General features: G+C 73.6%; 19 protein-coding genes. 14 read left to right on the forward strand and 5 right to left on the reverse strand.

The window, feature by feature from the left end; all coding sequences use genetic code 11:
• Window positions 1–400 precede the first annotated feature (400 nt).
• A complete protein-coding gene (locus JK359_RS30130) occupies window positions 401–1,180 on the forward strand; it encodes a tetratricopeptide repeat protein (RefSeq protein ID WP_201842586.1) in 780 nt (259 codons plus the stop codon).
• A gap of 117 nt (window positions 1,181–1,297) precedes the next feature.
• Here the strand turns inward: JK359_RS30130 and JK359_RS30135 are convergent, their stop codons facing one another.
• Window positions 1,298–2,581 carry a DUF1015 domain-containing protein gene (locus JK359_RS30135; protein ID WP_201842318.1) on the reverse strand — a complete coding sequence of 428 codons (1,284 nt, stop codon included), beginning with the start codon at window positions 2,579–2,581 and terminating at the stop codon, window positions 1,298–1,300.
• Between the two features lie 75 nt (window positions 2,582–2,656).
• Here JK359_RS30135 and JK359_RS30140 point away from each other — a divergent pair, with 75 nt between their 5' ends.
• From JK359_RS30140 to JK359_RS30155, 4 genes are all read left to right on the forward strand, one after another.
• Window positions 2,657–3,685: an HAD-IIA family hydrolase gene (locus tag JK359_RS30140; RefSeq protein WP_201842326.1), complete on the forward strand. Its 1,029-nt coding sequence runs from the start codon at window positions 2,657–2,659 to the stop codon at window positions 3,683–3,685.
• A 69-nt stretch (window positions 3,686–3,754) separates the two neighbouring features.
• Window positions 3,755–4,798, forward strand: a complete 1,044-nt coding sequence (locus JK359_RS30145; RefSeq protein ID WP_201842328.1) for a FecCD family ABC transporter permease — start codon at window positions 3,755–3,757, stop codon at window positions 4,796–4,798.
• Complete coding sequence (locus JK359_RS30150) at window positions 4,795–5,841, forward strand: FecCD family ABC transporter permease (RefSeq protein WP_201842331.1); 1,047 nt, start codon at window positions 4,795–4,797, stop codon at window positions 5,839–5,841. Before JK359_RS30145 ends, JK359_RS30150 begins: the two co-directional genes overlap by 4 nt.
• A complete protein-coding gene (locus JK359_RS30155) occupies window positions 5,838–6,686 on the forward strand; it encodes an ABC transporter ATP-binding protein (RefSeq protein ID WP_201842332.1) in 849 nt (282 codons plus the stop codon). Before JK359_RS30150 ends, JK359_RS30155 begins: the two co-directional genes overlap by 4 nt.
• A gap of 131 nt (window positions 6,687–6,817) precedes the next feature.
• Here the strand turns inward: JK359_RS30155 and JK359_RS30160 are convergent, their stop codons facing one another.
• Window positions 6,818–7,165 (reverse strand): SCP2 sterol-binding domain-containing protein, encoded by a 348-nt coding sequence (locus JK359_RS30160; protein ID WP_201842334.1) that lies wholly within the window; start codon window positions 7,163–7,165, stop codon window positions 6,818–6,820.
• A 42-nt stretch (window positions 7,166–7,207) separates the two neighbouring features.
• On the opposite strand from JK359_RS30160, the gene JK359_RS30165 reads away from it, so the two are divergent.
• From JK359_RS30165 to JK359_RS30190, 6 genes are all read left to right on the forward strand, one after another.
• A complete protein-coding gene (locus JK359_RS30165) occupies window positions 7,208–7,492 on the forward strand; it encodes a hypothetical protein (RefSeq protein ID WP_201842335.1) in 285 nt (94 codons plus the stop codon).
• A gap of 59 nt (window positions 7,493–7,551) precedes the next feature.
• A complete protein-coding gene (locus JK359_RS30170) occupies window positions 7,552–8,367 on the forward strand; it encodes a TlyA family RNA methyltransferase (protein ID WP_201842337.1) in 816 nt (271 codons plus the stop codon).
• On the forward strand, window positions 8,364–9,269 hold the full coding sequence (locus tag JK359_RS30175; RefSeq protein WP_201842339.1) for an NAD kinase: 906 nt from the start codon (window positions 8,364–8,366) through the stop codon (window positions 9,267–9,269). The genes JK359_RS30170 and JK359_RS30175 overlap by 4 nt, the downstream gene beginning before the upstream one ends.
• 143 nt (window positions 9,270–9,412) lie before the next feature.
• The gene (recN, locus tag JK359_RS30180) at window positions 9,413–11,155 is read left to right on the forward strand and encodes a DNA repair protein RecN (protein WP_201842341.1); all 1,743 of its coding nucleotides are present in this window, start codon (window positions 9,413–9,415) and stop codon (window positions 11,153–11,155) included.
• Between the two features lie 70 nt (window positions 11,156–11,225).
• Window positions 11,226–11,972 carry a hypothetical protein gene (locus JK359_RS30185; protein WP_201842344.1) on the forward strand — a complete coding sequence of 249 codons (747 nt, stop codon included), beginning with the start codon at window positions 11,226–11,228 and terminating at the stop codon, window positions 11,970–11,972.
• A gap of 295 nt (window positions 11,973–12,267) precedes the next feature.
• Complete coding sequence (locus JK359_RS30190; protein WP_201842346.1) at window positions 12,268–13,413, forward strand: glycosyltransferase family 4 protein; 1,146 nt, start codon at window positions 12,268–12,270, stop codon at window positions 13,411–13,413.
• On the opposite strand, the gene JK359_RS30195 is transcribed toward JK359_RS30190, so the two are convergent.
• The 3 genes from JK359_RS30195 to JK359_RS30205 all read right to left on the reverse strand — a co-directional run bounded on the left by JK359_RS30195 (window position 13,410) and on the right by JK359_RS30205 (window position 18,429).
• The gene (locus JK359_RS30195) at window positions 13,410–15,056 is read right to left on the reverse strand and encodes a PucR family transcriptional regulator (RefSeq protein WP_201842347.1); all 1,647 of its coding nucleotides are present in this window, start codon (window positions 15,054–15,056) and stop codon (window positions 13,410–13,412) included. The genes JK359_RS30190 and JK359_RS30195 overlap by 4 nt on opposite strands.
• 50 nt (window positions 15,057–15,106) lie before the next feature.
• Window positions 15,107–16,489: an FAD-binding oxidoreductase gene (locus JK359_RS30200; RefSeq protein ID WP_201842349.1), complete on the reverse strand. Its 1,383-nt coding sequence runs from the start codon at window positions 16,487–16,489 to the stop codon at window positions 15,107–15,109.
• Between the two features lie 137 nt (window positions 16,490–16,626).
• Window positions 16,627–18,429: a glycoside hydrolase family 15 protein gene (locus JK359_RS30205; protein ID WP_201842588.1), complete on the reverse strand. Its 1,803-nt coding sequence runs from the start codon at window positions 18,427–18,429 to the stop codon at window positions 16,627–16,629.
• Window positions 18,430–18,946: 517 nt separating this feature from the next.
• On the opposite strand from JK359_RS30205, the gene pyrG reads away from it, so the two are divergent.
• The 3 genes from pyrG (at window position 18,947) to JK359_RS30220 (ending at window position 23,674) form a co-directional block, all read left to right on the forward strand.
• Window positions 18,947–20,596, forward strand: coding sequence for a CTP synthase (pyrG, locus tag JK359_RS30210; RefSeq protein ID WP_201842590.1), 1,650 nt, complete (start codon window positions 18,947–18,949; stop codon window positions 20,594–20,596).
• 100 nt (window positions 20,597–20,696) lie between these two features.
• Window positions 20,697–21,323, forward strand: a complete 627-nt coding sequence (locus JK359_RS30215) for an NUDIX domain-containing protein (RefSeq protein ID WP_201842352.1) — start codon at window positions 20,697–20,699, stop codon at window positions 21,321–21,323.
• A gap of 290 nt (window positions 21,324–21,613) precedes the next feature.
• Entirely contained in the window at window positions 21,614–23,674 is a 2,061-nt protein-coding gene (locus JK359_RS30220; protein ID WP_201842354.1) for a tetratricopeptide repeat protein, read from the forward strand.
• Window positions 23,675–23,689: the final 15 nt, after the last annotated feature.

A 23,689-nucleotide genomic window follows, 5' to 3' on the forward strand; every position in this document is an offset into this window, starting at 1 on the left:
CGGTGACCGGCCCACGTTCCGCCGCGACGACCGCAGGGACGACCGCCGTGACGACCGTGGCGGTGACAGCCGTGGCGGCTTCCGCCGCGACTACGACCGTCGTGACGACCGGCGTGACGACCGCCGCGACGACGACCGTGGTGGCTTCCGCCGTGACGACCGCAGGGACGACCGGCGTGGCGAGGACCGCGGCGGTTTCCGTCGGGACGACCGTGACCGCGGCGAGCGCGGCGGGTTCCGGGGACGGGACGACCGTGGCGGCCGTGGACCCCGCAGGGACGACCGTGGTGGCCGGCCGGGCGGCTTCCGGGGACGCGACGGCCGGGACGACCGCCGCGGTGGCGGCGGCCGGTTCCGCGAGGAGCGTGACCGTGACCGGGACCGCGAGCCGATCAAGCGGCTGCCGATCCCGGAGGACGTCACCGGCGACGAGATCGACAAGGACGTTCGGCAGGAGCTGCAGAGCCTGCCCAAGACGCTCGCGGAGGACGTCGCCAAGAACCTGGTGATGGTCGCCCGGCTGATCGACGAGGACCCCGAGGGCGCGTACGGCTACTCCAAGGTCGCCCTGCGCCTGGCGTCCCGCGTGGCCGCCGTGCGCGAGGCCGCGGGATTCGCCGCGTACGCGAACCAGAAGTACAGCGAGGCCCTCGCCGAGTTCCGGGCCGCGCGGCGGATGACCGGCACCGTCGACCTGTGGCCGGTGATGGCGGACTGTGAGCGCGGGCTCGGCCGGCCGGAGAAGGCCCTGGACATGGCCGGCGCCCCCGAGGTGCACAAGCTGGACAAGGCCGGACAGGTCGAGATGCGGCTCGTCGCCGCCGGTGCCCGGCGTGACATGGGGCAGCTGGACGCGGCCATCGTGACCCTGCAGAGCCCCGAGCTGGCCTCCAACGCGGTCCAGCCCTGGACGGCCCGTCTGCGCTACGCGTACGGCGACGCCCTGCTCGCCGCCGGCCGGGAACGTGAGGCGCGCGAGTGGTTCGCGAAGGCCGTCGAAGCCGACCGGGACGGCAGCACGGACGCCTCGGACCGGCTCGCCGAGCTGGACGGAGTGGAGTTCGTCGATGCCCTGGACGAGGGTGAAGGCGAGGGCGCGGTTGCGGCCGAGTCCGACGAGCGCTCCGAGGACGAGCGCTCCGAGGACGACCGCGACGAGGACGACCGCGACGAGGACTGACGGCAGTCACCGAAAGGACTGACGGCAGTCACCGGACTGAGGACCGACGGCAGTCCCTGAGCAGTGAGAAGAGGGCGGGCTCCCTGGGAGCCCGCCCTCTTTCGCGTTCCGGCCGGTTCAGATCTCCAGCGCCCGCAGCACCAGCCCGGACGCCGGTTTCGGGCCGAACGACGTCGACTTCCGCGGCATCGTGACGCCCTGCCGGGCCAGTTCGCGCACGACCTCCTCGCGGACCGGGTGCATCAGGACGGCCGTGCCGCCGTCACGTTCCGCCTTCTCCACCGTCGCGGCCGTGTCGTGGATGTAGGCGATGTGGGCCGGGGAGTCCTCGGGAATGCGCCAGACGTGGTCCAGCAGCGTGGCGTGCAGGACCGTGGCGTCCAGGGAGCGCCAGGCCGCAGGACGCTCGGCCGGGATCGTCCGGTCCAGCAGCTCCGGGTCCGGGCGGTCGAGCAGGTGGAAGGCGCCGTCCCCGGCCAGCAGGAAGGCGTTGCCGTCGCAGGACGCGTCCGCGAGGGCCTCCAGGGCCTCCGGCAGCGGCACGTCGAGCCGTCGTACCCGGAACAGGCCCGCCACGGCCGTCAGCGCGTCCGCGACCGGCAGGTCGTGCAGCAGCCGGTGGATCGCGCGGACGCGCAGCGGGTAGCGGGCCGTGTCGACGAGGAGGACCAGACCGTAGTCCCAGGGGCTGGGGGAGGGGTGCTCCGCGCGCAGCTGCCGGTAGGTGGCCCAGCGGTGGTGGCCGTCGGCGATCAGGGCCTGACGGCCGGCGAGGTCGGACTGGATGCGGAGGACGTCGTCGGCGTCGGTGACGGACCACAGGCGGTGGTGGAAGCCGTCCTCGGTGGTGGTGGACAGCAGCGGCGGGCGGTCGGCCGTGCGCTCGACCACCTCGGCCGCGGTGCCGTCGCCCCGGTAGGTCAGCAGCAGCGGCTCCAGGTTCGCGCGCGTGGCCCGCATCAGGGCCGCACGGTCGGCGACGACGGGCGGCATGACGTCCTCGTGCGGCAGCACCACGCCCTCCGCGGGGTCCGAGACCCGCAGGGTGCCGATGACACCGCGCTGGAGCATGCCGTGGTCGTCCCGCTGCTCGTACACGTACAGGCCGGGTTCCGTGTCCGCGGTGAGGACGCCCTCGTCGAGCCAGCGGCGGAGGGTGTCGGCCGCCTGTTCCGTGCGTTCGCTGGAGGTGCCGGCCTGGGGCAGGATCAGCCGGACGATGTTGTACGGATCCGCCGATTGGAGGTGGTGCAGGCCGTCGGGGCGTACGACGACGTCATAGGGCGGGGACGTGACGGAGGCGAGGCTGCCGACCCGATCGGGGTCGTAGCGAAGGCCGCGGAACGTGGTGAGTTCCAGGCCTCGGCGCGCCGTTGCCTCCGAGTGACCTGCTGTCTTCATCCCGGCATCGTACGTGTGCCGGTGCGGTACGCGATGATTCGGGGGAAAGGCGAGTCAACGAGGAGCGATGCGGACATGACCCAGAGCGTCAGGACCAGGCCCGAGGGCAGTGAGCGGCCCCTGAGCGAGGCGTACGACACGGCGCTGCTCGATCTGGACGGGGTGGTGTACGCGGGCGGGAACGCGATCGCGCACGCGGTGGACTCGCTGGCGGTGGCCCGTACGGGCGGCATGCATCTGGCGTACGTCACCAACAACGCGCTGCGGACCCCGGACGCCGTGGCCGGGCACCTGACGGAGCTGGGGATACCTGCGGGGGCCGACGACGTCATCACCTCCGCGCAGGCCGTCGCGCGGCTGATCAGCGAGCAGGTGCCGGCGGGTGCGCGGGTGCTGGTGATCGGCGGGGAGGGGCTGCGGGTGGCCTTGCGCGAGCGCGGCCTGACGCCGGTGGAGTCCGCGGACGACGATCCGGCGGCGGTCGTGCAGGGGTACGGCGGGCCCGATCTGCCGTGGAGCCGGTTCGCCGAGGCGTCGTACGCCGTCCGGCGCGGCGTGCCCTGGTTCGCGTCCAACACCGATCTGACGATCCCGAGCGGGCGGGGCATCGCGCCGGGCAACGGGGCGGCCGTGGAGGTCGTGCGGATCGCGACCGGCGCCGAGCCGCAGGTGGCGGGCAAGCCGCTGCCCCCGATGCACCGGGAGACGATCATCCGGACGGGTGCGGAGCGGCCGCTGGTGGTCGGGGACCGGCTGGACACGGACATCGAGGGGGCGTTCAACGGCGGGGTGGACTCGCTGCTGGTCCTGACCGGGGTCACCGACGGGGCCCAGTTGCTCTCCGCGCCGCCGGAGCACCGGCCGACGTTCGTGGACGCCGATCTGCGCGGGCTGCTGACCGGGCAGCCGGAGGTCGCCCGGGCGGGCGAGGGCTTCCGCTGCGGCGGATGGACGGCGACGGCCGGGACGGACCGGCTGGAGCTGGAGGGCGACGGCGCGTCCCTGGACGGACTGCGGGCCCTGTGCGCGGCGGCCTGGACGGCGGCGGGGACGGGCGCCTGCGAGCTGGAGGGGGCCAAGGCGTTGGCCAGGCTGGGGCTCTGAGCCGGTCGCGGAGCCCGGCGCGCGGTACCGGGGATCGAGATCGAAGGCAGGGTAGGCTACCCTAACCTCGTGTTGGTCGACAGTCCTCCGGAACCGCGCGCGGAAACCGCCTCCGCGCCCCCGACTCGCCGTGCCGCAAAGGGGTTTGGGCTCGTTCTCTCGCTCGGGCTCCTCGTGGCCGTCGCGCTGGCGAGCATCGCGATCGGCGCGAAACCGCTCTCGTTGGACCAGGTCTGGCACGGCCTGTTCCACGACTCGGGGACGTACGGGGACGTCGTGGTGGACCAGCGGCTGTCGCGCACGGTCCTCGGACTCCTGGCCGGTGCCGCGCTCGGTCTCTCCGGCGCGGTGCTCCAGGCGCTCACCCGCAACCCGCTCGCGGATCCCGGGCTGCTCGGCATCAACGCGGGCGCCTCCGCCGCCGTGGTCACGGCCATCACCTACTGCGGCGTCACCAGCCTCACCGGCTATGTGTGGTTCGCGTTCTTCGGCGCGGCCGCGGTCGGTGCGCTGGTGTGGTTCCTCGGCGGCAGCCGCGGCGCCACCCCGGTGCGGCTCGCGCTCGCCGGCACGGCGATCAGCGCCGCCCTCTACGGCTATCTCCAGGCCGTGATGATCACGGACGGCGCGGCCCTGAACAAGATGCGCTTCTGGACGGTCGGTTCGCTGTCCTCGGCCACCGACTCGACCGTTCTGCAGGTGCTGCCCTTCCTCGCCGTCGGCGGGGTGCTCGCGCTCGCCCTGGCCCGGCCGCTGAACGCCGTGGAGATGGGCGACGACACCGCACGCGCCCTCGGCGCGAACCTCAACCGCACGCGCGCGCTGGCCATGCTGGCCGCCGTGGTGCTGTGCGGTGCGGCGACCGCCGCCTGCGGTCCGATCGTCTTCGTCGGCCTGATGGTGCCGCACGTCGTGCGCTCGTTCACCGGGCCCGACCTGCGCTGGATCCTGCCGTACGGCACGGTCCTGGCCCCCGTGCTGCTGCTCGGCGCCGATGTCATCGGCCGGGTCGTGGCCCGCCCCTCCGAGGTGCAGGTCGGCATCGTCACCGCGGTCGTCGGCGGCCCGGTCTTCATCTTTCTCGTACGACGGCGGAGGACGGCCCAGCTGTGAAGACTCGCTCCACGAGCCGTGCCGTCCGCACACCCGGCGGGCTCTCCGTGCGCCTTGACCTGCGGGCCCTGATCGTCGTCGGCCTGCTGCTGGCCGCCGCCTGTGCCGCGGGTGTCGCGCTGATCGGCACCGGCGACGCGAAGATCCCCGCGTCGGACGTGCTGCGCACGCTCGCCGGGAACGGCACCGCCTACCAGGACTTCATCGTCAACGAACTGCGCCTGCCGCGGGTCCTCGTCGGCCTGCTGGTCGGTGCGTCGCTCGGCCTGGGCGGCGCGCTGTTCCAGTCCGTCTCCCGCAACCCGCTCGGCAGCCCGGACGTGCTCGGCCTGTCGCAGGGTTCGACGGCCGGTGCGCTGGTCGTGATCGTGCTGATGTCCGGCAGCGCCACCCAGGTGACCCTCGGCGCGCTGATCGGCGGCCTGGCGACCGGTCTCGCCGTCTACCTGCTCGCCTGGAAGCAGGGGGTCCACGGATACCGGCTGGTGCTGGTCGGCATCGGCGTCAACGCGGTCATGACGGCGGTCAACGGCTACCTGCTCACCAAGGCCGACCTGGTCGACGCGGCCCGCGCGGTGGTCTGGATGACCGGTTCGCTCAACGGCCGGGACTGGGACCAGGTCTGGCCGCTGCTGGCCATGGGCGCGGCCCTGGTCCCGCTGGTCCTCGTCAACGCGCGCGGCCTGCGGATGACGGAGATGGGCGACGACGTCTCGAACGCGCTCGGGGTGCGGGTGCAGCGCGTCCGCCTCGTGCTGGTGGTCTCGGCGGTCCTGCTCACCGCCGCCGCCACGGCCGCCGCGGGCCCTGTCGGCTTCGTCGCGCTGACCGCGCCGCAGCTCGCCCGCCGCCTGACCCGCTCGCCGGGTCCGAACCTGGTGCCGTCCCTGTGCATGGGCGCGGTACTGCTGGTCGCCGCGGACTGGGCGTCCCAGCGGGTCTTCGGCGCCGACCAGCTGCCCGTCGGTGTGGTCACCGGCGTCCTGGGCGGCGGATACCTGCTGTGGCTGCTGGTCGCCGAGCGCCGGGCCGGCCGGATATGAGCGGCGCGAACCCGAACACCCCGAGGAGCACAGTGAACCGCCTGTCCGCCGAGAACGTCACCCTCGCCTACGACCAGCGGATCATCGCCGAACAGCTGTCGGTGGAGATCCCCGACAACTCGTTCACGGTGATCGTCGGCCCCAACGCGTGCGGCAAGTCGACGCTGTTGCGGTCCCTGTCACGGATGCTCAAGCCCAGCCGGGGCCGGGTGCTGCTCGACGGTCAGGTCATCCAGTCGATGCCCGCGAAGAAGGTCGCGCGCACCCTCGGCCTGCTGCCGCAGTCGGCCGTCGCGCCCGACGGCATCACGGTCGCCGACCTCGTCGGCCGCGGCCGGTACCCGCACCAGGGCCTGCTGCGCCAGTGGTCGGCGGAGGACGAACGGGTGGTGCAGGAGTCGATGCACCGGACCGGGGTCGCCGAGCTGGCCGAACGCTACGTGGACGAACTGTCGGGCGGGCAGCGGCAGCGCGTGTGGATCGCCATGGCGCTGGCCCAGCAGACCCCGCTGCTGTTGCTGGACGAGCCGACGACCTACCTGGACATCCAGCACCAGATCGACGTTCTCGACCTGTGCGCCGAGCTGCACGAGACGCAGGGCCGCACCCTGGTCGCGGTGCTGCACGACCTCAACCACGCGGCCCGTTACGCCACCCACCTGATCGCCCTGCGCGGCGGCAGGGTGGTCGCCGAGGGCGCACCGAACGACATCGTCACCGCCGAACTGGTCGAGGAGGTCTTCGGGCTGCGCTGCCAGGTCATCGACGACCCGGAGACCGGCACGCCGCTGATCGTGCCGGCCGCCCGCAAGGCCCGCACCCGCACGGAGGCAGCGGCTTCCTGACGGTCCGCGCGGAGCCGGCCGCCGCGGCGCCGGCTTCCCGGCCCCGGGACGCTCACGCCGGCCGTGGGAGCGCGGACACCCGCTCGCCGCACCGGCCGGGACGCCCGCGCTCGGCGCACCGGCCGGGACGCCTACAGCAGCTTCCTGAGCCGGAACAGGTCCAGCAGACTCGCCTCCAGCTTCACCCGGCCCGAGCCCCAGGCGGTCGCGAAGTTCAGCTCGCCGCCCACCAGGGCCACCAGATCGTCCCCGGCCATCGCGAGCCTTATCTGTGCCCTCTCGGCCGGCGGCCCGGGCCGGGTGTCCTCCACCTCGATCCGGCCGCCGGTCAGCCGGCCGGTGAAGGTGACGTCCAGGTCGGTGATGTGACAGCTCACCGAGCGGTCCAGGGCGGCCGCCGCACGGACCTCGCCCTCGGCGCCCTGCATGTTGTCCGAAAGCTTGCCCAGTGCGGTGCGGCACTCCTCGATCGTGGCCATCGCCCACGACGGTACCCCAGCGGTTCGGGGTAGCGTCTGGGCATGAGCGAGTCCGTGTCCGAGGCCGAGGTCGTCACCGAGGCCGAGCCCGAGCCCGAGTACGACCCCGCCGCCCCGGCCCCCTTGAACGTGCCGCGCACGCCGACCGGCACCGCCGAGGTCGACGCCCAGCTGGAGCGGCTGGCCGACGCCGACCACCTCGCCACCGACGGACACGTCGAGGTGTACGAGGATGTACACCGGGGGCTGCGCGACGCGCTCACCGCGCTCGACGCCCGGCCGGGACCTCCGGTTCCCGCCCGGCACCCGGCCGCCGCCCCCCGGTGAGACCCTTCGGGCCGCACCTTTCGCAACCCCGTACCACCAGAGCAGGAGCTGAACCGAACGTGGCAGGAGTCGCACGCCGCCGTCTCGACGCGGAGCTGGTCCGCCGGAAGCTCGCCCGCTCGCGCGAGCACGCCAGCCAGCTCATCGCCGCCGGACGGGTCACCGTCGGCAGGACCGTGGCCACCAAGCCGGCCACGCAGGTGGAGTCCGCGGCGGCGATCGTCGTCCAGGCCGACGACAGCGACCCCGACTACGTCTCCCGGGGCGGCCACAAGCTCGCCGGCGCCCTCGAGGCCTTCGTACCGCAGGGGCTCGTGGTCGCGGGACGGCGCGCGCTGGACGCCGGCGCGTCCACGGGAGGCTTCACCGATGTCCTGCTGCGGGCGGGCGCCGCACACGTCGTCGCGGTGGACGTCGGATACGGGCAGCTCGCCTGGTCTCTCCAGAGCGATGAACGCGTCACCGTCAAGGACCGTACGAACGTACGCGAGTTGACGCTTGAGGCGATCGATGGGGAACCTGTGGATCTTGTCGTGGGCGATCTGTCCTTCATTCCGCTCGGGCTGGTGCTGCCCGCCCTGAAGCGGTGCGTGAAGCCGGACGCCGACCTGGTGATGATGGTCAAGCCGCAGTTCGAAGTGGGCAAGGAACGACTCGGCAGCGGGGGTGTCGTACGGAATCCGCAGCTGCGGGCGGAGGCCGTGCGGGGAGTGGCCGAGAAGGCCTGGGGGCTGGGGCTCGGAGTGCGGGGAGTCACCGCAAGTCCGCTGCCCGGCCCCTCGGGCAACGTCGAGTACTTTCTCTGGCTGCGGGCGGGGGCACCTGAGGTGGACCCGGCCGACGTCGACCGTGCAGTGGCGGAGGGGCCGCGTTGACACAGAACCTGGCGCGTACTGTTTTCCTGCTCGCCCACACCGGGCGGCCCGCGGCGATCCGCAGTGCGGAACTCGTCGTCAAGGGCCTGCTGCGGCATGGCATCGGGGTGCGGGTGCTGGAGGAGGAGGCGCGCGACCTGCCGCTCCCGGACGAGGTGGGACTGGTCAAGGAGGCCACTCCGCAGTGCCTCGACGGGTGCGAGCTGCTGATCGTCCTGGGCGGCGACGGCACGCTGCTGCGCGGGGCCGAGTTCGCGCGTGCCTCCGGGGTGCCGATGCTCGGCGTCAACCTGGGACGCGTCGGATTCCTCGCGGAGGCGGAACGCGATGACCTCGATCGGGTGGTCGACCGGGTGGTCGCGCGCTCGTACGAGGTCGAGGAGCGGATGACGGTCGACGTCGTCGTGCACCGCAACGGGGACATCGTGCACACCGACTGGGCGCTGAACGAGGCGGCCGTGCAGAAGGCCGGTGCGGAGAAGCTGCTGGAAGTCGTGCTGGAGATCGACGGGCGGCCGGTGACCGGGTTCGGCTGCGACGGTGTCGTGCTGTCCACGCCCACCGGGTCCACGGCGTACGCCTTCTCCGCCGGCGGGCCCGTGGTGTGGCCCGAGGTGGAGGCGCTGCTGATGGTGCCGATCAGCGCGCACGCGCTGTTCGCGAAGCCGCTGGTCACCTCGCCGGACTCGGTGCTCGCGGTGGAGGTGCTGCCGCACATTCCGCCGGGTGTGCTGTGGTGCGACGGGCGGCGGACCGTCGAGCTGCCGCCCGGGGCGCGGGTGGAGGTGCGGCGGGGGGCGGTGCCGGTGCGGCTGGCCCGGCTGCACCACTCGTCGTTCACCGACCGCATCGTGGCGAAGTTCGCGCTGCCCACCACCGGCTGGCGTGGGGCGCCGCACTAGCGCCGTCCGCGGGGGCGGTTCCCTTTTGTCCGCGGGCGCGGGTGCTGTGCGGCTGGTCGCGCGGTTCCCCGCGCCCCCGCCGGTCGGACCACTCGCCGGAGTGATACGGGCGGCCTGTGTGCGCTCGCCGCCCCGGACCTCGTATGGTCTGTTCCGTGTTGGAGGAGATGCGGATACGGTCGCTCGGGGTCATCGACGACGCCGTGGTCGAGCTGTCGCCGGGATTCACCGCTGTCACCGGTGAGACGGGCGCGGGCAAGACCATGGTGGTCACCAGCCTGGGGCTGCTGCTCGGTGGCAGGGCGGACCCGGCGCTCGTGCGGATCGGGGCCGAGAAGGCGGTCGTGGAGGGGCGGGTCAGCGTGCCCGCCGGCGCCTCCGCGGTCGTACGGGCCGAGGAGGCCGGGGCCGAGCTGGACGACGGTGCCCTGCTGATCAGCCGTACCGTTTCCGCCGAGGGGCGTTCGCGGGCGCACCTGGGCGGGCGCAGCGTGCCCGTGGGGCTGCTCGCCGAGCTGGCCGACGACCTGGTGGCCGTGCACGGCCAGACCGACCAGCAGGGCCTGCTGAAGCTGTCCCGGCAACGGCAGGCGCTGGACCGGTACGCGGGCGACGGCGTCGCGGTGCCGCTCACCAAGTACACCGAGGCCTACAAGCGGCTGCGGGCCGTCTCCGCCGAGCTGGAGGAGATCACCACGCGCGCGCGTGAGCGGGCGCAGGAAGCCGACATGCTGCGCTACGGGCTCGACGAGATCGCCGCCGTCGAGCCGCGGGCCGGCGAGGACGTGGAGCTGGCCGAGGAGGCCGAGCGGCTGGGGCACGCCGAGGCCCTGTCGTCCGCCGCGACGGCGGCGCACGCCGCTCTCGCGGGCAACCCCGAGGACCCCGAGGGCATCGACGCCGCCACCCTCGTCGCGGGCGCCCACCGGGCCCTGGAGGCCGTGCGGTCGCACGACCCGGCGCTGGCCGCGCTCGCCGAACGGATCGGGGAGATCGGCATCCTGCTCGGCGACGTGGCGGGCGAGCTGGCGGGGTACGCCGACGATCTGGACGCCGACCCGCTGCGGCTGTCCGCCGTGGAGGAGCGCCGGGCCGCCCTCACCGCCCTCACCCGCAAGTACGGGGACGACGTGAACGCGGTCCTCGCCTGGGCCGAGCAGAGCGCAGCGCGCCTGACCGAGCTGGACGGCGACGACGAGCGGATCGGGGAACTGACCGCCGAGCGGGACGCGCTCCGCAGCGAACTGGGCGGTCTCGCCCAGGCCCTGACCGATGCGCGGACCGAGGCCGCTGAGCGGTTCGCCGCCGCCGTGACCGCCGAGCTGGCCTCACTGGCGATGCCCCACGCGCGCGTGTCCTTCGCCCTCCGGCAGACCGAGGACCCCGAGGGCGTGGAGGTCGGCGGGCGGACGGTCGCCTACGGGCCGTCCGGCGTGGACGAGGTCGAGCTGCTGCTCGCCCCGCACCCGGGCGCCCCGCCGCGGCCCATCGCCAAGGGCGCGTCCGGCGGTGAGCTGTCCCGCGTGATGCTGGCCGTGGAGGTCGTGTTCGCGGGCACCGACCCCGTGCCGACGTACCTCTTCGACGAGGTCGACGCCGGTGTCGGCGGCAAGGCGGCCGTCGAGATCGGCCGGCGCCTGGCCAAGCTGGCGCGGACCGCGCAGGTCGTCGTGGTCACCCACCTGCCCCAGGTCGCCGCGTTCGCCGACCGGCAGCTGCTGGTGGAGAAGACCAACGACGGGTCCGTCACCCGCTCCGGCGTGAAGGTCCTGGAGGGCGAGGAACGCATCCGCGAACTGTCCCGCATGCTGGCGGGCCAGGAGGACTCCGAGACGGCCCGGGCGCACGCCGAGGAACTGCTGGCCACGGCACGGGCCGACCTCTAGACAGGCCCCGGGGCGGCGGGACCGGAGAGGGCCTGGGGTGGCGGGACCGGAGAGGGCCTAGGGTGGCGGGATGGCCGCCACCCGCACGTCCCGCTCCTTCCTCCTGTCCGCCGCGCTCACCCGGGCCGGCCAGGCCCTGCTGCGCGCCGATCCGCCCGGAGGACGGGCGCGGTGGGAGCGGAAGAACTACGCCGGGCGGACCGTCGAGCTGTACGCCGGGCCCGCCGCGGTACTGGGGTCCGCGGTCGCCGCCGGGCGGGCGCACCCCGCTGCCGGGCTCGCGGTGCTCGCCGCCGGGGCCTGCGGGGCGTACGACGATGCCGCCGGGGATCACCGGCGGGGGTTCCGGGCCCACCTGGGGGCGCTGCGGGACGGCGAAGTCACCAGCGGTGCCGTGAAGTTGTTCGGGATCTCGGCCGCGGGGCTGGCCGCGGGCGCGCTGATGAAGGAGCGTCCGCTGGACAAGCTGCTCGCCGGGGTCGTCATCGCCGGCACCGCGCACCTCGTGAACCTCCTCGACGTACGGCCCGGGCGGGCCGCCGGGGCGGTGCTCGCGCTGGGGGCGCCGGGGCTGGTCCGGAAGGGGCCCGGGGCACAGCCGGCCGCGGCCGCGATGGGTGCGGCGGCGGCCGTGCTGCCCGACGACCTGGGGGAGCGCGCCATGCTCGGTGACACGGGGGCGCACGCCCTCGGTGCCGCGCTGGGGGCGGCCGTCGTGGCGGGGAACCGGCGTGCGGGGCTGGTCGCGCACGCCGTCGCCCTGGTGGCAGCCGCCCGCTACGGGGACCGGGTGAGCGCCTGGGCGCGGGCGCTGTGAGTGGCTGACCTCGTCGTATGCCGGGCGCACCGGGTTCGGCCGTGGCCGGGTCTTTTTCACCCGTGTGGGTGATGTGCTCCGGCGCATTGCCCCGGCCCGCCGGAGGGTGCGCCCTCCCGGATGTCCCTGAACGGCCGTACGGCCTGGCATGCTTGGCGGGGAATGCGGGGCCGGCGGCGGGTCGGAACGGTCCGCGCGGGAGGCACGCGGGGTGCGTCCTTCCGCCCCCCTGAGCCCGCTACCTTCTGTACGTTTCCTCGTGACCGCCCCTTGCGAACCAGGAGCCTTCGCCCACGTGAGCCCCGTGAGCAGCAACGCACCGCACGGCCAGTCGCCGCTGCGCACCGTGCAGGTGCTCGGCGGAGGCAACGCCGGAAGCAGCGCGCATGTGCGCTCCCTCACCGAGGGGCTCGTGGCGAGGGGCGTGCGGGTCACGGTGTGCGCCCCCGTCGAGGCCGATCACGCCTACGACTTCACCGGGGCCGGCGCCGAACACGTGCACGTGCCGCGCAGCAGCGACCCCGTCTCGGTGGCCGCGCTCCGCACCGCCTGCGCCAACGCCGACCTGGTGCACGCGCACGGTCTGCACGCCTCCTTCCGGGCCGTGCTCGCGCTCAGCGGGCGCAGCACGCCGCTGGTCGTCACCTGGCACAACCGCGCCCACGCCGAGGGCCCGCGGGCGCATCTGCTGCGGCTGCTGGAGCGGCGGGTGGTGAAGACCGCGTCCGTGGTCCTCGGCACCAGCTCCGACCTGGTCGACCGGGCCCGGGTGACCGGCGCCCGGGACGCCCGCCTCGCGGCCGTCGGCCTGCCGGGCCAGCACCGGCCCGGGGACCTCGTGGACCCGGACGACCCCGACGGGCTGCGGCCCAAGATCCGGGCCGAACTCGGCGCCACCGGCCGTCCCCTGCTCATCGCGGTCGGCTCCCTGGACCGGCAGCGCGGCTACGACCTCCTGCTCGACGCGGCCCGCAGCTGGCGGGACCTGGACCCGGTACCGCTGGTGGTGGTCGCGGGGGAGGGGCCGATGCGGCCCGTGCTGCAACGCCGGATCGAGGACGAGGAACTGCCGGTGCGGCTCATCGGGCACCGTCACGACGTGCCCGAGCTGCTCGCCGCCGCCGATCTGGCGCTGCTGACGAGCAGTTGGGAGTCCCGGTCCGTCCTCGCCCAGGAGGCGCTGCACGCGCGCGTGCCGCTCGTCGCGACCCGCGTCGGCGGCATCCCCGACCTCGTCGGCGACGCGGCCGAACTCGTCCCGTACGGGGACCCGCAGGCCCTGGCCGCCGCCGTCGTAGGGCTGCTCGAGGACGGCGAGCGGTGCGCGGTGCTCCGCGAGCGCGGGGCACGGCAGGCCGCGAGCTGGCCGACGGAGGACGAGACCGTCGCCCAAGTGCTCAGTGTCTACGACGAGTTGACCCAGCCGCGGCCACTGGTCTAGGGGACGTGCCGGCGGGCGCGGAGGGCCAGGCTCAACGCCAGGACCGTCTGCGGGTCGTCGAGGTCGGTGCCCAGCAACTCCCCGATGCGGGCCAGGCGGTTGTACAGGGTCTGCCGGTTGAGGTGCAGCTCCCGTGCCGTCTCCGCCTTGCGTCCCGCGTGCGCGAGATAGGTCTGCAGGGTCGGCAGCAGCGGCGGCTTGGAACGGTGGTCATGGTCCCGCAGCGGGCCGATCGCGCGGTCCACGAAGGCCGCCAGGTCCGGATGGTCGCGCAGCCGCCACAGCAGCAGGTCGATGTCGAGGCGGCGGGCGTCGTACCAGGGCCGGTCGGTCAGTCCCTGCGCGGCCGTCGCCGTCTCCGCCGCGTGCCGCAGCCCGGCCGAGGCGGCCGCCCAGCCGCCGGCCACCCCGACGACCACCACCGGCGGCGGGGAGCCCGGCCGGCGCATCCCGGCACGCTCCACGCCCGCCCGCAGCGCCGCCGCCACCCGGTCGGCCACCGCCGCCCGCTCCGACTCCGAGCGCAGCCCCAGCAGCACCAGCACCCTGCCCTCCACCGGCCGCACACCCAGCAGCACCGGCACCCCCACCGCGGCCAGCTCCTCGGACACCGCCCTGGCCAGCACCGCCCAGCCGCCGCCGGGCGAGAGGGTGTCCCCGATCCGCATGACCACGGGCAGCAGCGGGCTGTCACCGGGCTTGAAGCCGAGCACCCGGGCCTGCGCCGGGGCCTCCTCCGCCACGATCCGGCCCTCGGCCAGATCGGTCAGGAAGTCACCGCGCCCGCGCGCCGCCAGCTCCTCCTCCTGGCGGGCCTGCATCAGCACCACGGCGAGGATGCCCGCGGCCCGCTCGGCGGCGATCCGGTGCACCGGGGCCAGCGGCGAGCGGACCGGCAGCAGGACCAGGCGGGCGCGCACCGAGCCCGCCGTACCGGGGCCACCGCCGGGCACGTCCACCAGCACCGAGCCGGCCGGCGGCGGGGCCTCCTTCTGCGGGCCGCGCAGCCCCTCCCACACCTGCAACGGGTCCGCGCCCTCCGGCCCGGCCCCGGCGGCGTACAGCAGCTGGCCGTCGGCGGTCTCCAGGAACACCGGGTTGCCGCTGAAGTCGGCCAGGATGCCCAGCACCTGTGGCACCCCGCCACCGCCGAGCAGCGCCTGCGTGCACCGCCGGTGGACCTCCTCCGCCCGCTGGAGCAGCGCGTAGTGGCCGTTGACGATCTCGGTGTGGACCTCCTCGGTCACCGTCACGAACGGCACCTCGCGGTGCAGCTGGACCAGCGGCAGTCCGGCCGCCCGGGCCGTGTCCACCAGGGCCGCGGGCAGCCGGGCGAACCGCGGGCCCAGCTCCACCACCAGGGCGGCGATCCCCCGCTCGGCGAGGGTCCGCACGAAGGCCCGCTGCTCGGCCGGGCGGGTGCCCAGGCCGTAGCCGGTGGTCAGCAGCAGCTCGCCGCCCTTGAGCAGCGAGGCGATGTTCGGGACCTCGCCCGCGTGCACCCAGCGCACGGTACGGCCGAGCCGGTCGGCGCCCGCCATGATCTCCGGCAGCCCACTGCGCAGACCGGGCAGCTCCAGTGCCCGCTGCACGGTGATGCCGGCGCCCTGGGTGTCGAAACGGTGGTCCGTACGGCTGTCCATGCAGCGGACGCTACCTGCGTGAACGCCGGGACGACAGCTCCGGCCGCCGGTCACACAGGCCTGATGTTGTGGTTGAAGCGGAACACGTTGTCGGGGTCGAACCGCCGCTTCAGCTTTTCCAGGCGCAGGGTGTTGCCGGCGCCCAGGCCCGCCCGGACCCGCTCGGGCCCCTCGTCGCCGATGAAGTTGAGGTAGACGTCCCCGGTGCTCCACGGCTCCAGGCCGGCGCGCACGTCCCGCACCCAGGCGCGGGCCCGCTCGTCGTCGGCCGCGTCCGCCCAGACCGCGAAGGGGTGCGCGGCCCAGGGCGCGTCCCGGTACGGCACCGGGTACTCGTGGGGACCGGCGGCGACGGCCCCGCCCTGCGGGAACAGCACGTGCCGGGTGCGCGTCGGCACCGGCATGCCGCCGGCGCGGGCGCAGAAGACGTCCACCGACTCGTCGGGCAGGCCGCTCAGATACTCCGCCGACCAGTGGTTCCGCAGCCCCGGCGGATCGTCGAGCATGCACTGGACGTCGACGTACGGCATGTCACCGGCCAGCTCCACCTCGTGCGGCAGGGCGAGCAGCGGCTCGGCGAGCTTGCGCAGGTCGTCCTCGCCGCCCGCGTACGTCAGCAGCACGGCGCACATCAGCGTGCCCACGAGGTGCTCCGGCATGAACTCGTCGGGCGGGCCGGTCAGATACATGACCGTGCCGCCCAGCTCGTCCGGGCCGCTGCCGATGACGTCGCGGAAGGTGCGGACCGCCTCGGGGCCGAACTCCGGCAGGAGCATCAGCAGGACGACGGAGAACTCGGGCAGCTCGTGCAACTGCAGGGTGAGCGCGGTCGCCACGCCGAAGTTGCCGCCCCCGCCGTGCAGCGCCCAGAACAGCTCGGGGTTCTCGTCGGCGTTCGCGTGCACCCGCTCGGCGTCCGCGGTCACCAGTTCGACCCCGATGAGGTTGTCGACGGCGAGACCGAAGGCCCGGTCCAGCCAGCCCGTGCCGCCGCCGAGGACGAAGCCGCCGACACCGGTGGTGGAGGCCCGCCCGCCGGTGGTCGCGAGGCCGAACGGCTGGGTCGCCCGGTCGAGGTGGCTCATCGTGGCCCCGCCCCCGACCCGGACGGCCTCCGCCGCCGGATCGACCGTGACCTCGTGTATCCGCCGCAGGTCCACCACGAGCGCCCCGTCACCCAGCGCCGCACCGGCCACGCTGTGCCCGCCGCCCCGCACCGCGATGGGCAGGTCCAGCTCCCTGCCGAAGCGCACCGCGCGGACCACGTCGGTCGCGTCCGCGCACAGGGCGATCACGGCCGGCCGCCGGTCGATCATCGCGTTGAACACCCTGCGGGCCTCGTCATAGCCCATGTCCCCCGGTGCGAGCACCTCGCCGACGAGATCCTCACGCAGCGCGGTGAGCGCCGCGGCCGCCTTGGAGAGGGAAGCCATGGCCGCCCCCTTTCCGGAAGGGGGATCCGTTCGCTTTCAGCCTAGGCGGGGGCACCCCGGACGGGCGCGGGGAACCGCACGACCGGCCACGGCGGACCGCGGACGACTAACGGCCCCACGCGGCCCCCGCGGAGCGCCTAGCCGCCGTACGCCCCCGAGGCGGTCAGCCGCAGGGCCGTGTCGATCAGCGGCACGTGACTGAAGGCCTGCGGGAAGTTGCCGACCTGCCGCTTCAGGCGCGGGTCCCACTCCTCGGCGAGCAGACCGAGGTCGTTGCGCAGCGCGAGGAGCCTCTCGAACAGTTTGCGGGCCTCGTCCACCCGGCCGATCATCGCCAGGTCGTCCGCCATCCAGAACGAACAGGCCAGGAAGGCGCCCTCGTCGCCGGGCAGACCGTCGACGCCCTCGTGCTCGCCCTCCGTCGGGTAGCGCAGGATGAACCCGTCCGGCGTGGACAGCTCGCGCTGGATCGCCTCGATCGTGCCGATGACACGCTTGTCGTCCGGCGGCAGGAAGCCCATCTGCGGGATCAGCAGCAGCGAGGCGTCCAGCTCCTGCGACCCGTACGACTGGGTGAAGGTGTTGCGCTCCTTGTCGTAGCCCTTCTCGCACACGTCCCGGTGGATGTCGTCGCGCAGTTCCTTCCAGCGCTCCAGCGGGCCGTCCGCGTCACCGGACTCGATCAGCTTGATCGTGCGGTCCACGGCGACCCAGGCCATCACCTTGGAGTGCACGAAGTGCCGGCGCGGCCCGCGCACCTCCCAGATGCCCTCGTCCGGCTCCTGCCAGTGGTCCTCCAGGTAGCGGATCAGCTTCAGCTGGAGCAGCGAGGCGTAGTCGTTGCGCGCCAGGCCCGTCATGTGACCCAGGTGCAGGGCCTCGGTGACCTCGCCGTACACGTCGAGCTGGAGCTGGTGCGCGGCGCCGTTGCCGACCCGGACCGGGCTCGAGTTCTCGTAACCCGGCAGCCAGTCCAGCTCGGCCTCGCCCAGCTCGCGCTCGCCCGCGATGCCGTACATGATCTGCAGGTTCTCCGGGTCGCCGGCGACCGCCCGCAGCAGCCACTCGCGCCAGGCGCGGGCCTCCTCGCGGTAACCGGTGCGCAGCAGCGAGGACAGGGTGATCGCCGCGTCCCGCAGCCAGGTGTAGCGGTAGTCCCAGTTGCGCACGCCGCCGATGTCCTCCGGCAGGGACGTGGTGGGCGCGGCGACGATGCCGCCCGTCGGGGCGTACGTCAGCGCCTTGAGGGTGATCAGGGAGCGGACCACCGCCTCGCGGTACGGCCCGTGGTACGTGCAGTGGTCCACCCATTCGCGCCAGAAGTCCTCCGTCGCCTCCAGCGCGGCCTCCGGCTCCGGCAGCGGCGGCGGCTGCTTGTGCGAGGGCTGCCACGAGATCGTGAAGGCGATCCGGTCCCCCGGGGCGACCGTGAAGTCGGCGTAGGTCGTGAGCGACTTGCCGTAGGTCTCGGCCTCGGTGTCGAACCAGACCGAGTCCGGGCCGGCCACGGCCACCGTGCGGCCCTCGTGCTTGTGCACCCACGGCACCACCCGGCCGTAGGAGAACCGCATCCGCAGGGCGGAGCGCATCGGCACCCGGCCGGTGACCCCCTCCACGATCCGGATCAGCTGCGGGGCGCCGTCACGCGGGGGCATGAAATCGGTCACGCGCACGGTGCCGCGCGGGGTGTCCCACTCCGATTCCAGGATCAGCGAGTCGCCGCGGTAGCCGCGCCGGGCGGCGGTGGGGGGCGGCGAGTCGGCCGCGTGGGCCGGGCCGAGCCGCCAGAAGCCGTGTTCCTCGGTGCCCAGCAGGCCGGCGAAGATGGCATGCGAGTCGAAGCGGGGAAGGCACAGCCAGTCCACCGTGCCGTCCCGGCAGACCAGCGTCGCGGTCTGCATGTCTCCGATGAGTGCGTAGTCTTCGATGCGCCCGGCCACGTGCAACTCCAGTCGAACGGCCACGTCACCCCCGCGCAGGGGGGCTGTCGCTAGTGCGGTCAAGGGTCGTTGTTATGCGTCGTTGAGCGGTGAAGCAAAGCAGTCCGCCGAATCCTGAGGCAAAACGGCAGTCTTTGCTCAACGAACTGCCGCGCTCTTGTTGTTCCGGGTGATGCAGGCGGGGGTGTGCCGTCGTTCCGGGCGTGCTCGGCAGCGAGTGTCCGAGCAGGATACGACGCACGTAGATGATCTGCGCGCCGCTCCAGGCAACCCGTGTGGGCCGAACGAGTGACCATCGGGTGAGAAGTGTCTGAAGGGACGGCCGTGGTGAAGCGGCCCGTGCCCGGGCGAGCGCGGAGCGTGGCCGGAAGCCATCTCGGCCAGGCGCTGATACCCTGGTAGCCCGTGGACCGGTGGGCGAGAAACCCCCGAACCGCAGCGACGGCACCCCCGGAGGATTTCCTTCCGGCAGCCGCACCGCACGACAGACAGCGACCACGGGAGCCCCCTCTTGGCCATGCCGCCGAAATCTACGACGACCAAGCACATCTTCGTCACCGGGGGTGTCGCCTCCTCGCTCGGCAAGGGCCTGACCGCCTCCAGCCTGGGCATGCTGCTCAAGGCCCGCGGCCTGCGTGTCGTGATGCAGAAGCTCGACCCGTACCTCAACGTCGACCCGGGCACGATGAACCCCTTCCAGCACGGTGAGGTGTTCGTCACCAACGACGGCGCCGAGACCGACCTGGACATCGGCCACTACGAGCGCTTCCTCGACCGCGACCTCGACGGCTCCGCCAACGTCACCACCGGTCAGGTGTACTCCACGGTGATCGCCAAGGAGCGCCGCGGCGAGTACCTGGGCGACACGGTGCAGGTCATCCCGCACATCACCAACGAGATCAAGCACCGCATCCGGCGCATGGCGACCGACGAGGTCGACGTCGTCATCACCGAGGTCGGCGGCACGGTCGGCGACATCGAGTCCCTGCCCTTCCTGGAGACGGTCCGCCAGGTCCGCCACGAGGTCGGCCGGGACAACGTCTTCGTCGTGCACATCTCGCTGCTGCCGTACATCGGCCCGTCGGGCGAGCTGAAGACCAAGCCGACCCAGCACTCCGTCGCCGCCCTGCGCAACATCGGTATCCAGCCGGACGCCATCGTGCTGCGCTGCGACCGCGAGGTCCCCACCGCGATCAAGCGCAAGATCTCGCTGATGTGCGACGTCGACGAGGCCGCGGTGGTGGCCTGCCCGGACGCCCGCTCGATCTACGACATCCCGAAGACCGTGCACGGTGAGGGCCTGGACGCCTACGTGGTGCGCAAGCTCGACCTCCCCTTCCGGGACGTCGACTGGACGACCTGGGACGACCTGCTGGACCGCGTCCACAACCCCGACCACGAGATCACCCTCGCCCTGGTCGGCAAGTACATCGACCTGCCCGACGCCTACCTGTCGGTCACCGAGGCGCTGCGCGCCGGCGGCTTCGCCAACAGGGCTCGCGTGAAGATCAAGTGGGTCACCTCCGACGACTGCAAGACGCCGGCCGGCGCCAAGGCCCAGCTCGGGGACGTGGACGGCATCTGCATCCCCGGCGGCTTCGGCGAGCGCGGGGTGAACGGCAAGGTCGGCGCGATCAAGTACGCCCGGGAGAACAAGGTCCCGCTGCTGGGCCTGTGCCTGGGCCTGCAGTGCATCGTGGTCGAGGCCGCCCGCAGCCTGGCCGACATCCCCGACGCGAACTCCACCGAGTTCGACCCGGCCACCGCCCACCCGGTCATCTCCACCATGGCCGAGCAGATGGACATCGTCGCCGGCGAGGGCGACCTGGGCGGCACCATGCGCCTGGGCATGTACCCGGCCAAGCTCGCCGAGGGCTCCATCGTGCGCGAGGTCTACGACGGCAAGGAGTACGTGGAGGAGCGTCACCGGCACCGCTACGAGGTCAACAACGCCTACCGCGCGGAGCTGGAGAAGAAGGCCGGGCTCCTGTTCTCCGGCACCTCCCCGGACGGCAAGCTCGTGGAGTACGTGGAGTACCCGCGTGACGTGCACCCCTACCTGGTCGCCACGCAGGCGCACCCCGAGCTGCGCTCGCGGCCGACCCGCCCGCACCCCCTCTTCGCCGGCCTCGTGAAGGCCGCCGTCGAGCGGAAGAATTCGAAGTAACACACCCGGTTGTACGGTGGCCGGGGTGCGCACCCTCAACGGTGGGCACCCCGGCTTCCGTGTCGGGCCGGTTTTGCATGCACGTGTGGAAGGACAGGGCATGACGATCAAGGACACCCCCGAGGAGTGGGAGATCCGGGCCACGGACACCCCCTTCGTGGGCAACAAGACCTCCGTCCGCACCGACGACGTGGTCATGCCCGACGGCTCGGTGGCCCGCCGCGACTACCAGGTCCACCCGGGTTCGGTGGCGGTCCTCGCCCTGGACGACGAGGACCGCGTGCTGCTGATCAACCAGTACCGGCACCCCGTGCGGCACAAGCTCTGGGAGATCCCGGCCGGCCTGCTGGACGTGCCCGGCGAGAACCCGCTGCACGCGGCCCAGCGGGAGCTGTACGAGGAGGCGCACGTCAAGGCCGAGGACTGGCGGGTGCTGACCGACGTGTACACCACCCCCGGCGGCTGTGACGAGGCCGTACGGATCTTCCTGGCCCGGAACCTGTCCGAGGCCGAGGGGGAGCGGTTCGCGGCGGAGCACGAGGAGACCGACATGCAGCACGCGCGGGTGCCGGTCGAGGAGCTGGTGCGCCGGGTGCTGGCCGGAGACGTGCACAACAACTGCCTGGTGGTGGGCGTGCTGTCGCTGGTCGCCGCCCGCGGCGGGGACGGCGTGGACGCCCTGCGGCCCGCCGGTGCGCCCTGGCCGGCACGTCCCTTCGCGTCCTGATCTCACCCGGTCGCGCACTGGTGTGACCATCGCCTGATCCGATCGGGGGACCTGTCCGCCGCGCTCGTCACGGCACGTCGCAGAGCGTGAACTAGGCTCGTCGCGAGCGAGCCGAAGGGGCGCGCCGGTGTCGGAAGCGCGAACGCGCGGAGGCCCGAAGGGGTGAGCACGGTCGTGGTCCCGGCACCGGCCGAGGCGCCCCGGAGGCCAGGGAGCCAACAGACAGGTGCGAGGCCCGTACCGGACGGCACCGGCGGGGCCGCGCGTGCGGTGGGACGGGAGTGTGGCCCGTGACGGATCAGGCGGTGGACACAGGCGAGGCCCGGCTGTCCGGGCACGCGGCCACGGAGCACCGTTTCCTGGGCCGCGCACGGGAGTTGAAGGAGCTGCGCGCCGACATCGAGCGCGCGGGACTGGACACCCTCTCCGGGCGCAAGGCGCCACGCGCGCGCGTGCTCCTCATCGCGGGCCGTCCCGGCTCCGGCCGCACCAGCCTCGCCGAGGAACTCGTCCGGCAGGTAGCCGGACGCTACCCCGGCGGAGTGCTGCGGGCCCGGCTGAGCGAACCCGACGGAACGCCGGTGCCCGTCGAGAACACCGCCCGCGACCTGCTGACCGCGCTGGAGCTGCCTGCACCCGCCGGGGCCGCCGAGGAGGACCTCACCGCCGCCCTGCGCACGGCCCTCACCGGCCGGCGGACGCTGCTCCTGCTCGACGACGCGGCCGGTGCCGAACAGGTCGACGCGCTGCTCCCGGACGCTCCCGACAGCCTGGTCGTGGCCGTCTCCTCGGGCCCGCTCACCGGGATCGCCGACGTCCGCCCCTGCACCCTCGGCGGCCTCGACACCAAGTCCGCCGTGGAGCTGCTCACCCGCTACACGGGGTCGGTGCGCATCACCGTCGACCCGCGGTCCGCGGAGAGCCTGGTGGAGGCCTGCCAGGGGCATCCGGCCGCGCTCGTCCTGGCCGGCGGCTGGCTGGCCGCCCGGCCCAAGGCCGCCGTCTCCGACCTCGCCAAGCGGCTGCACACCGACGCCGATGACGGCAGCACCCCGACGGCCCGCGTCTTCCGGCTGGTCCACGACCAGCTGCCCGGGCAGTCCGCCCGGATACTGCGACTGCTCTGCCTCGCCCCGGCCGGCCTGGTCGACCCGCACACCGCCTCCTCGCTCGCCGGCTGCTCGATCGACGCCGCCCGCGGCTGCCTGGACGACCTCGTCGCCCTCGGCCTGCTGCACCCGGTGGAGTCGCCGCTGCCCCAGTACCAGGTCCCCGGATGGCTGCACCCGCTGCTGCGCGCCCTCGCCCAGAGCCAGGAGCGGCCCGCGGAGCTGCAGCTGGCCCGGGCGCGGATGCTGGAGCGGACGGTGCGGCTGCTGCACTCCTGCCGGCTGATCACCGAGACGGACAGCCCGCAGGCCCGCGAGAAGCTGAACGCGATGCCCCGCGAGGCGCGTTTCCCGACCCCCCGGGCCGCCGCCGACTGGCTGCGCGTCCGGCGGCCCGCCCTGCTGGCCTCCGTGCGGCTCGCGGTGGCCGACGGGGAGCTGGACACGCTCGCCCGCCGGCTGATGTCCCAGCTGGTCCGGGCCATGGCGGCGCATGTCGGCACCCAGGCCGCAGCTCCCGACCTGTACGGCGTCCACGGCCTGGTGCTGGACGTCGCCGAGCGGCGCGGCCTGCCCCGGGAGAAGGCCGCGGCCCTGCTGAACCTGGGCGACCTGGACGCGCAGACCGGCCGCACCCGCGCCGCCCTGGCCCGCTACCGGGCCGCCCTGGACGCCGGACGCCAGGCGAACGACCCGTACGCGACCGGCCGCGCGATGGAATCCGTAGGCGGCGCCCACCAGGAACTGGGCGACTACGACCGGGCCGCGGACTGGTTCGGCCGGGCCCTGGCCGAGCGGCTGGCCCGCGGGGAGCACCCGGAGGCCGCCCGGCTGTACGGGCGGACGGCCACCGCCCACACCTACGCGGGCCGCTACGGCGAGGCGCTGAGGAACTGGCGGGCCGCCCTCGCCGGCTACCGCAGGAGCGGCGATGTCGCCGCCAGCGCGCGGGCGTTGAGTGAGATCGCCCGGGTGCAGGAGTACGCCGGGCGGCCGGAGGAATCGCTGCGCACCTGCCAGGAGGCAGTGGAGTGGGCACGGCGTGCCGAGGACACCCGGTTGCAGGCCGCGCTGCAGCTGCGGCTGGCCGACACCCTGGACCGCATGGGCGACCCCGCGGCGGCCCGCCTGCACCGCTCGGCGGCGGAGCGCATGCTGGGTGAGGAGCCGTCGGAGGACGACACTCTGCAGGATCAGGGCGCTGAGGCCTGCGAAATCCGTACTGCATCCAGCGAAGATTGATGCAATGAAAGGCTA

This window comes from Streptomyces actinomycinicus (assembly GCF_016741775.1).
GTDB lineage: Bacteria > Actinomycetota > Actinomycetes > Streptomycetales > Streptomycetaceae > Streptomyces > Streptomyces actinomycinicus.

What these genes read in the sequence shown, in the direction of transcription:
- JK359_RS30155 (WP_201842332.1), top strand. Translation starts at nt 5,838, where the DNA reads ATGAGCGGCGCGAACCCGAACACCCCGAGGAGCACAGTGAACCGCCTG.
- JK359_RS30140 (WP_201842326.1), top strand. Translation starts at nt 2,657, where the DNA reads ATGACCCAGAGCGTCAGGACCAGGCCCGAGGGCAGTGAGCGGCCCCTG.
- JK359_RS30165 (WP_201842335.1), top strand. Translation starts at nt 7,208, where the DNA reads ATGAGCGAGTCCGTGTCCGAGGCCGAGGTCGTCACCGAGGCCGAGCCC.
- JK359_RS30160 (WP_201842334.1), bottom strand. Translation starts at nt 7,165, where the DNA reads ATGGCCACGATCGAGGAGTGCCGCACCGCACTGGGCAAGCTTTCGGAC.
- JK359_RS30215 (WP_201842352.1), top strand. Translation starts at nt 20,697, where the DNA reads ATGACGATCAAGGACACCCCCGAGGAGTGGGAGATCCGGGCCACGGAC.
- JK359_RS30200 (WP_201842349.1), bottom strand. Translation starts at nt 16,489, where the DNA reads ATGGCTTCCCTCTCCAAGGCGGCCGCGGCGCTCACCGCGCTGCGTGAG.
- pyrG (WP_201842590.1), top strand. Translation starts at nt 18,947, where the DNA reads ATGCCGCCGAAATCTACGACGACCAAGCACATCTTCGTCACCGGGGGT.
- recN (WP_201842341.1), top strand. Translation starts at nt 9,413, where the DNA reads ATGGTCTGTTCCGTGTTGGAGGAGATGCGGATACGGTCGCTCGGGGTC.
- JK359_RS30185 (WP_201842344.1), top strand. Translation starts at nt 11,226, where the DNA reads ATGGCCGCCACCCGCACGTCCCGCTCCTTCCTCCTGTCCGCCGCGCTC.
- JK359_RS30195 (WP_201842347.1), bottom strand. Translation starts at nt 15,056, where the DNA reads ATGGACAGCCGTACGGACCACCGTTTCGACACCCAGGGCGCCGGCATC.
- JK359_RS30135 (WP_201842318.1), bottom strand. Translation starts at nt 2,581, where the DNA reads ATGAAGACAGCAGGTCACTCGGAGGCAACGGCGCGCCGAGGCCTGGAA.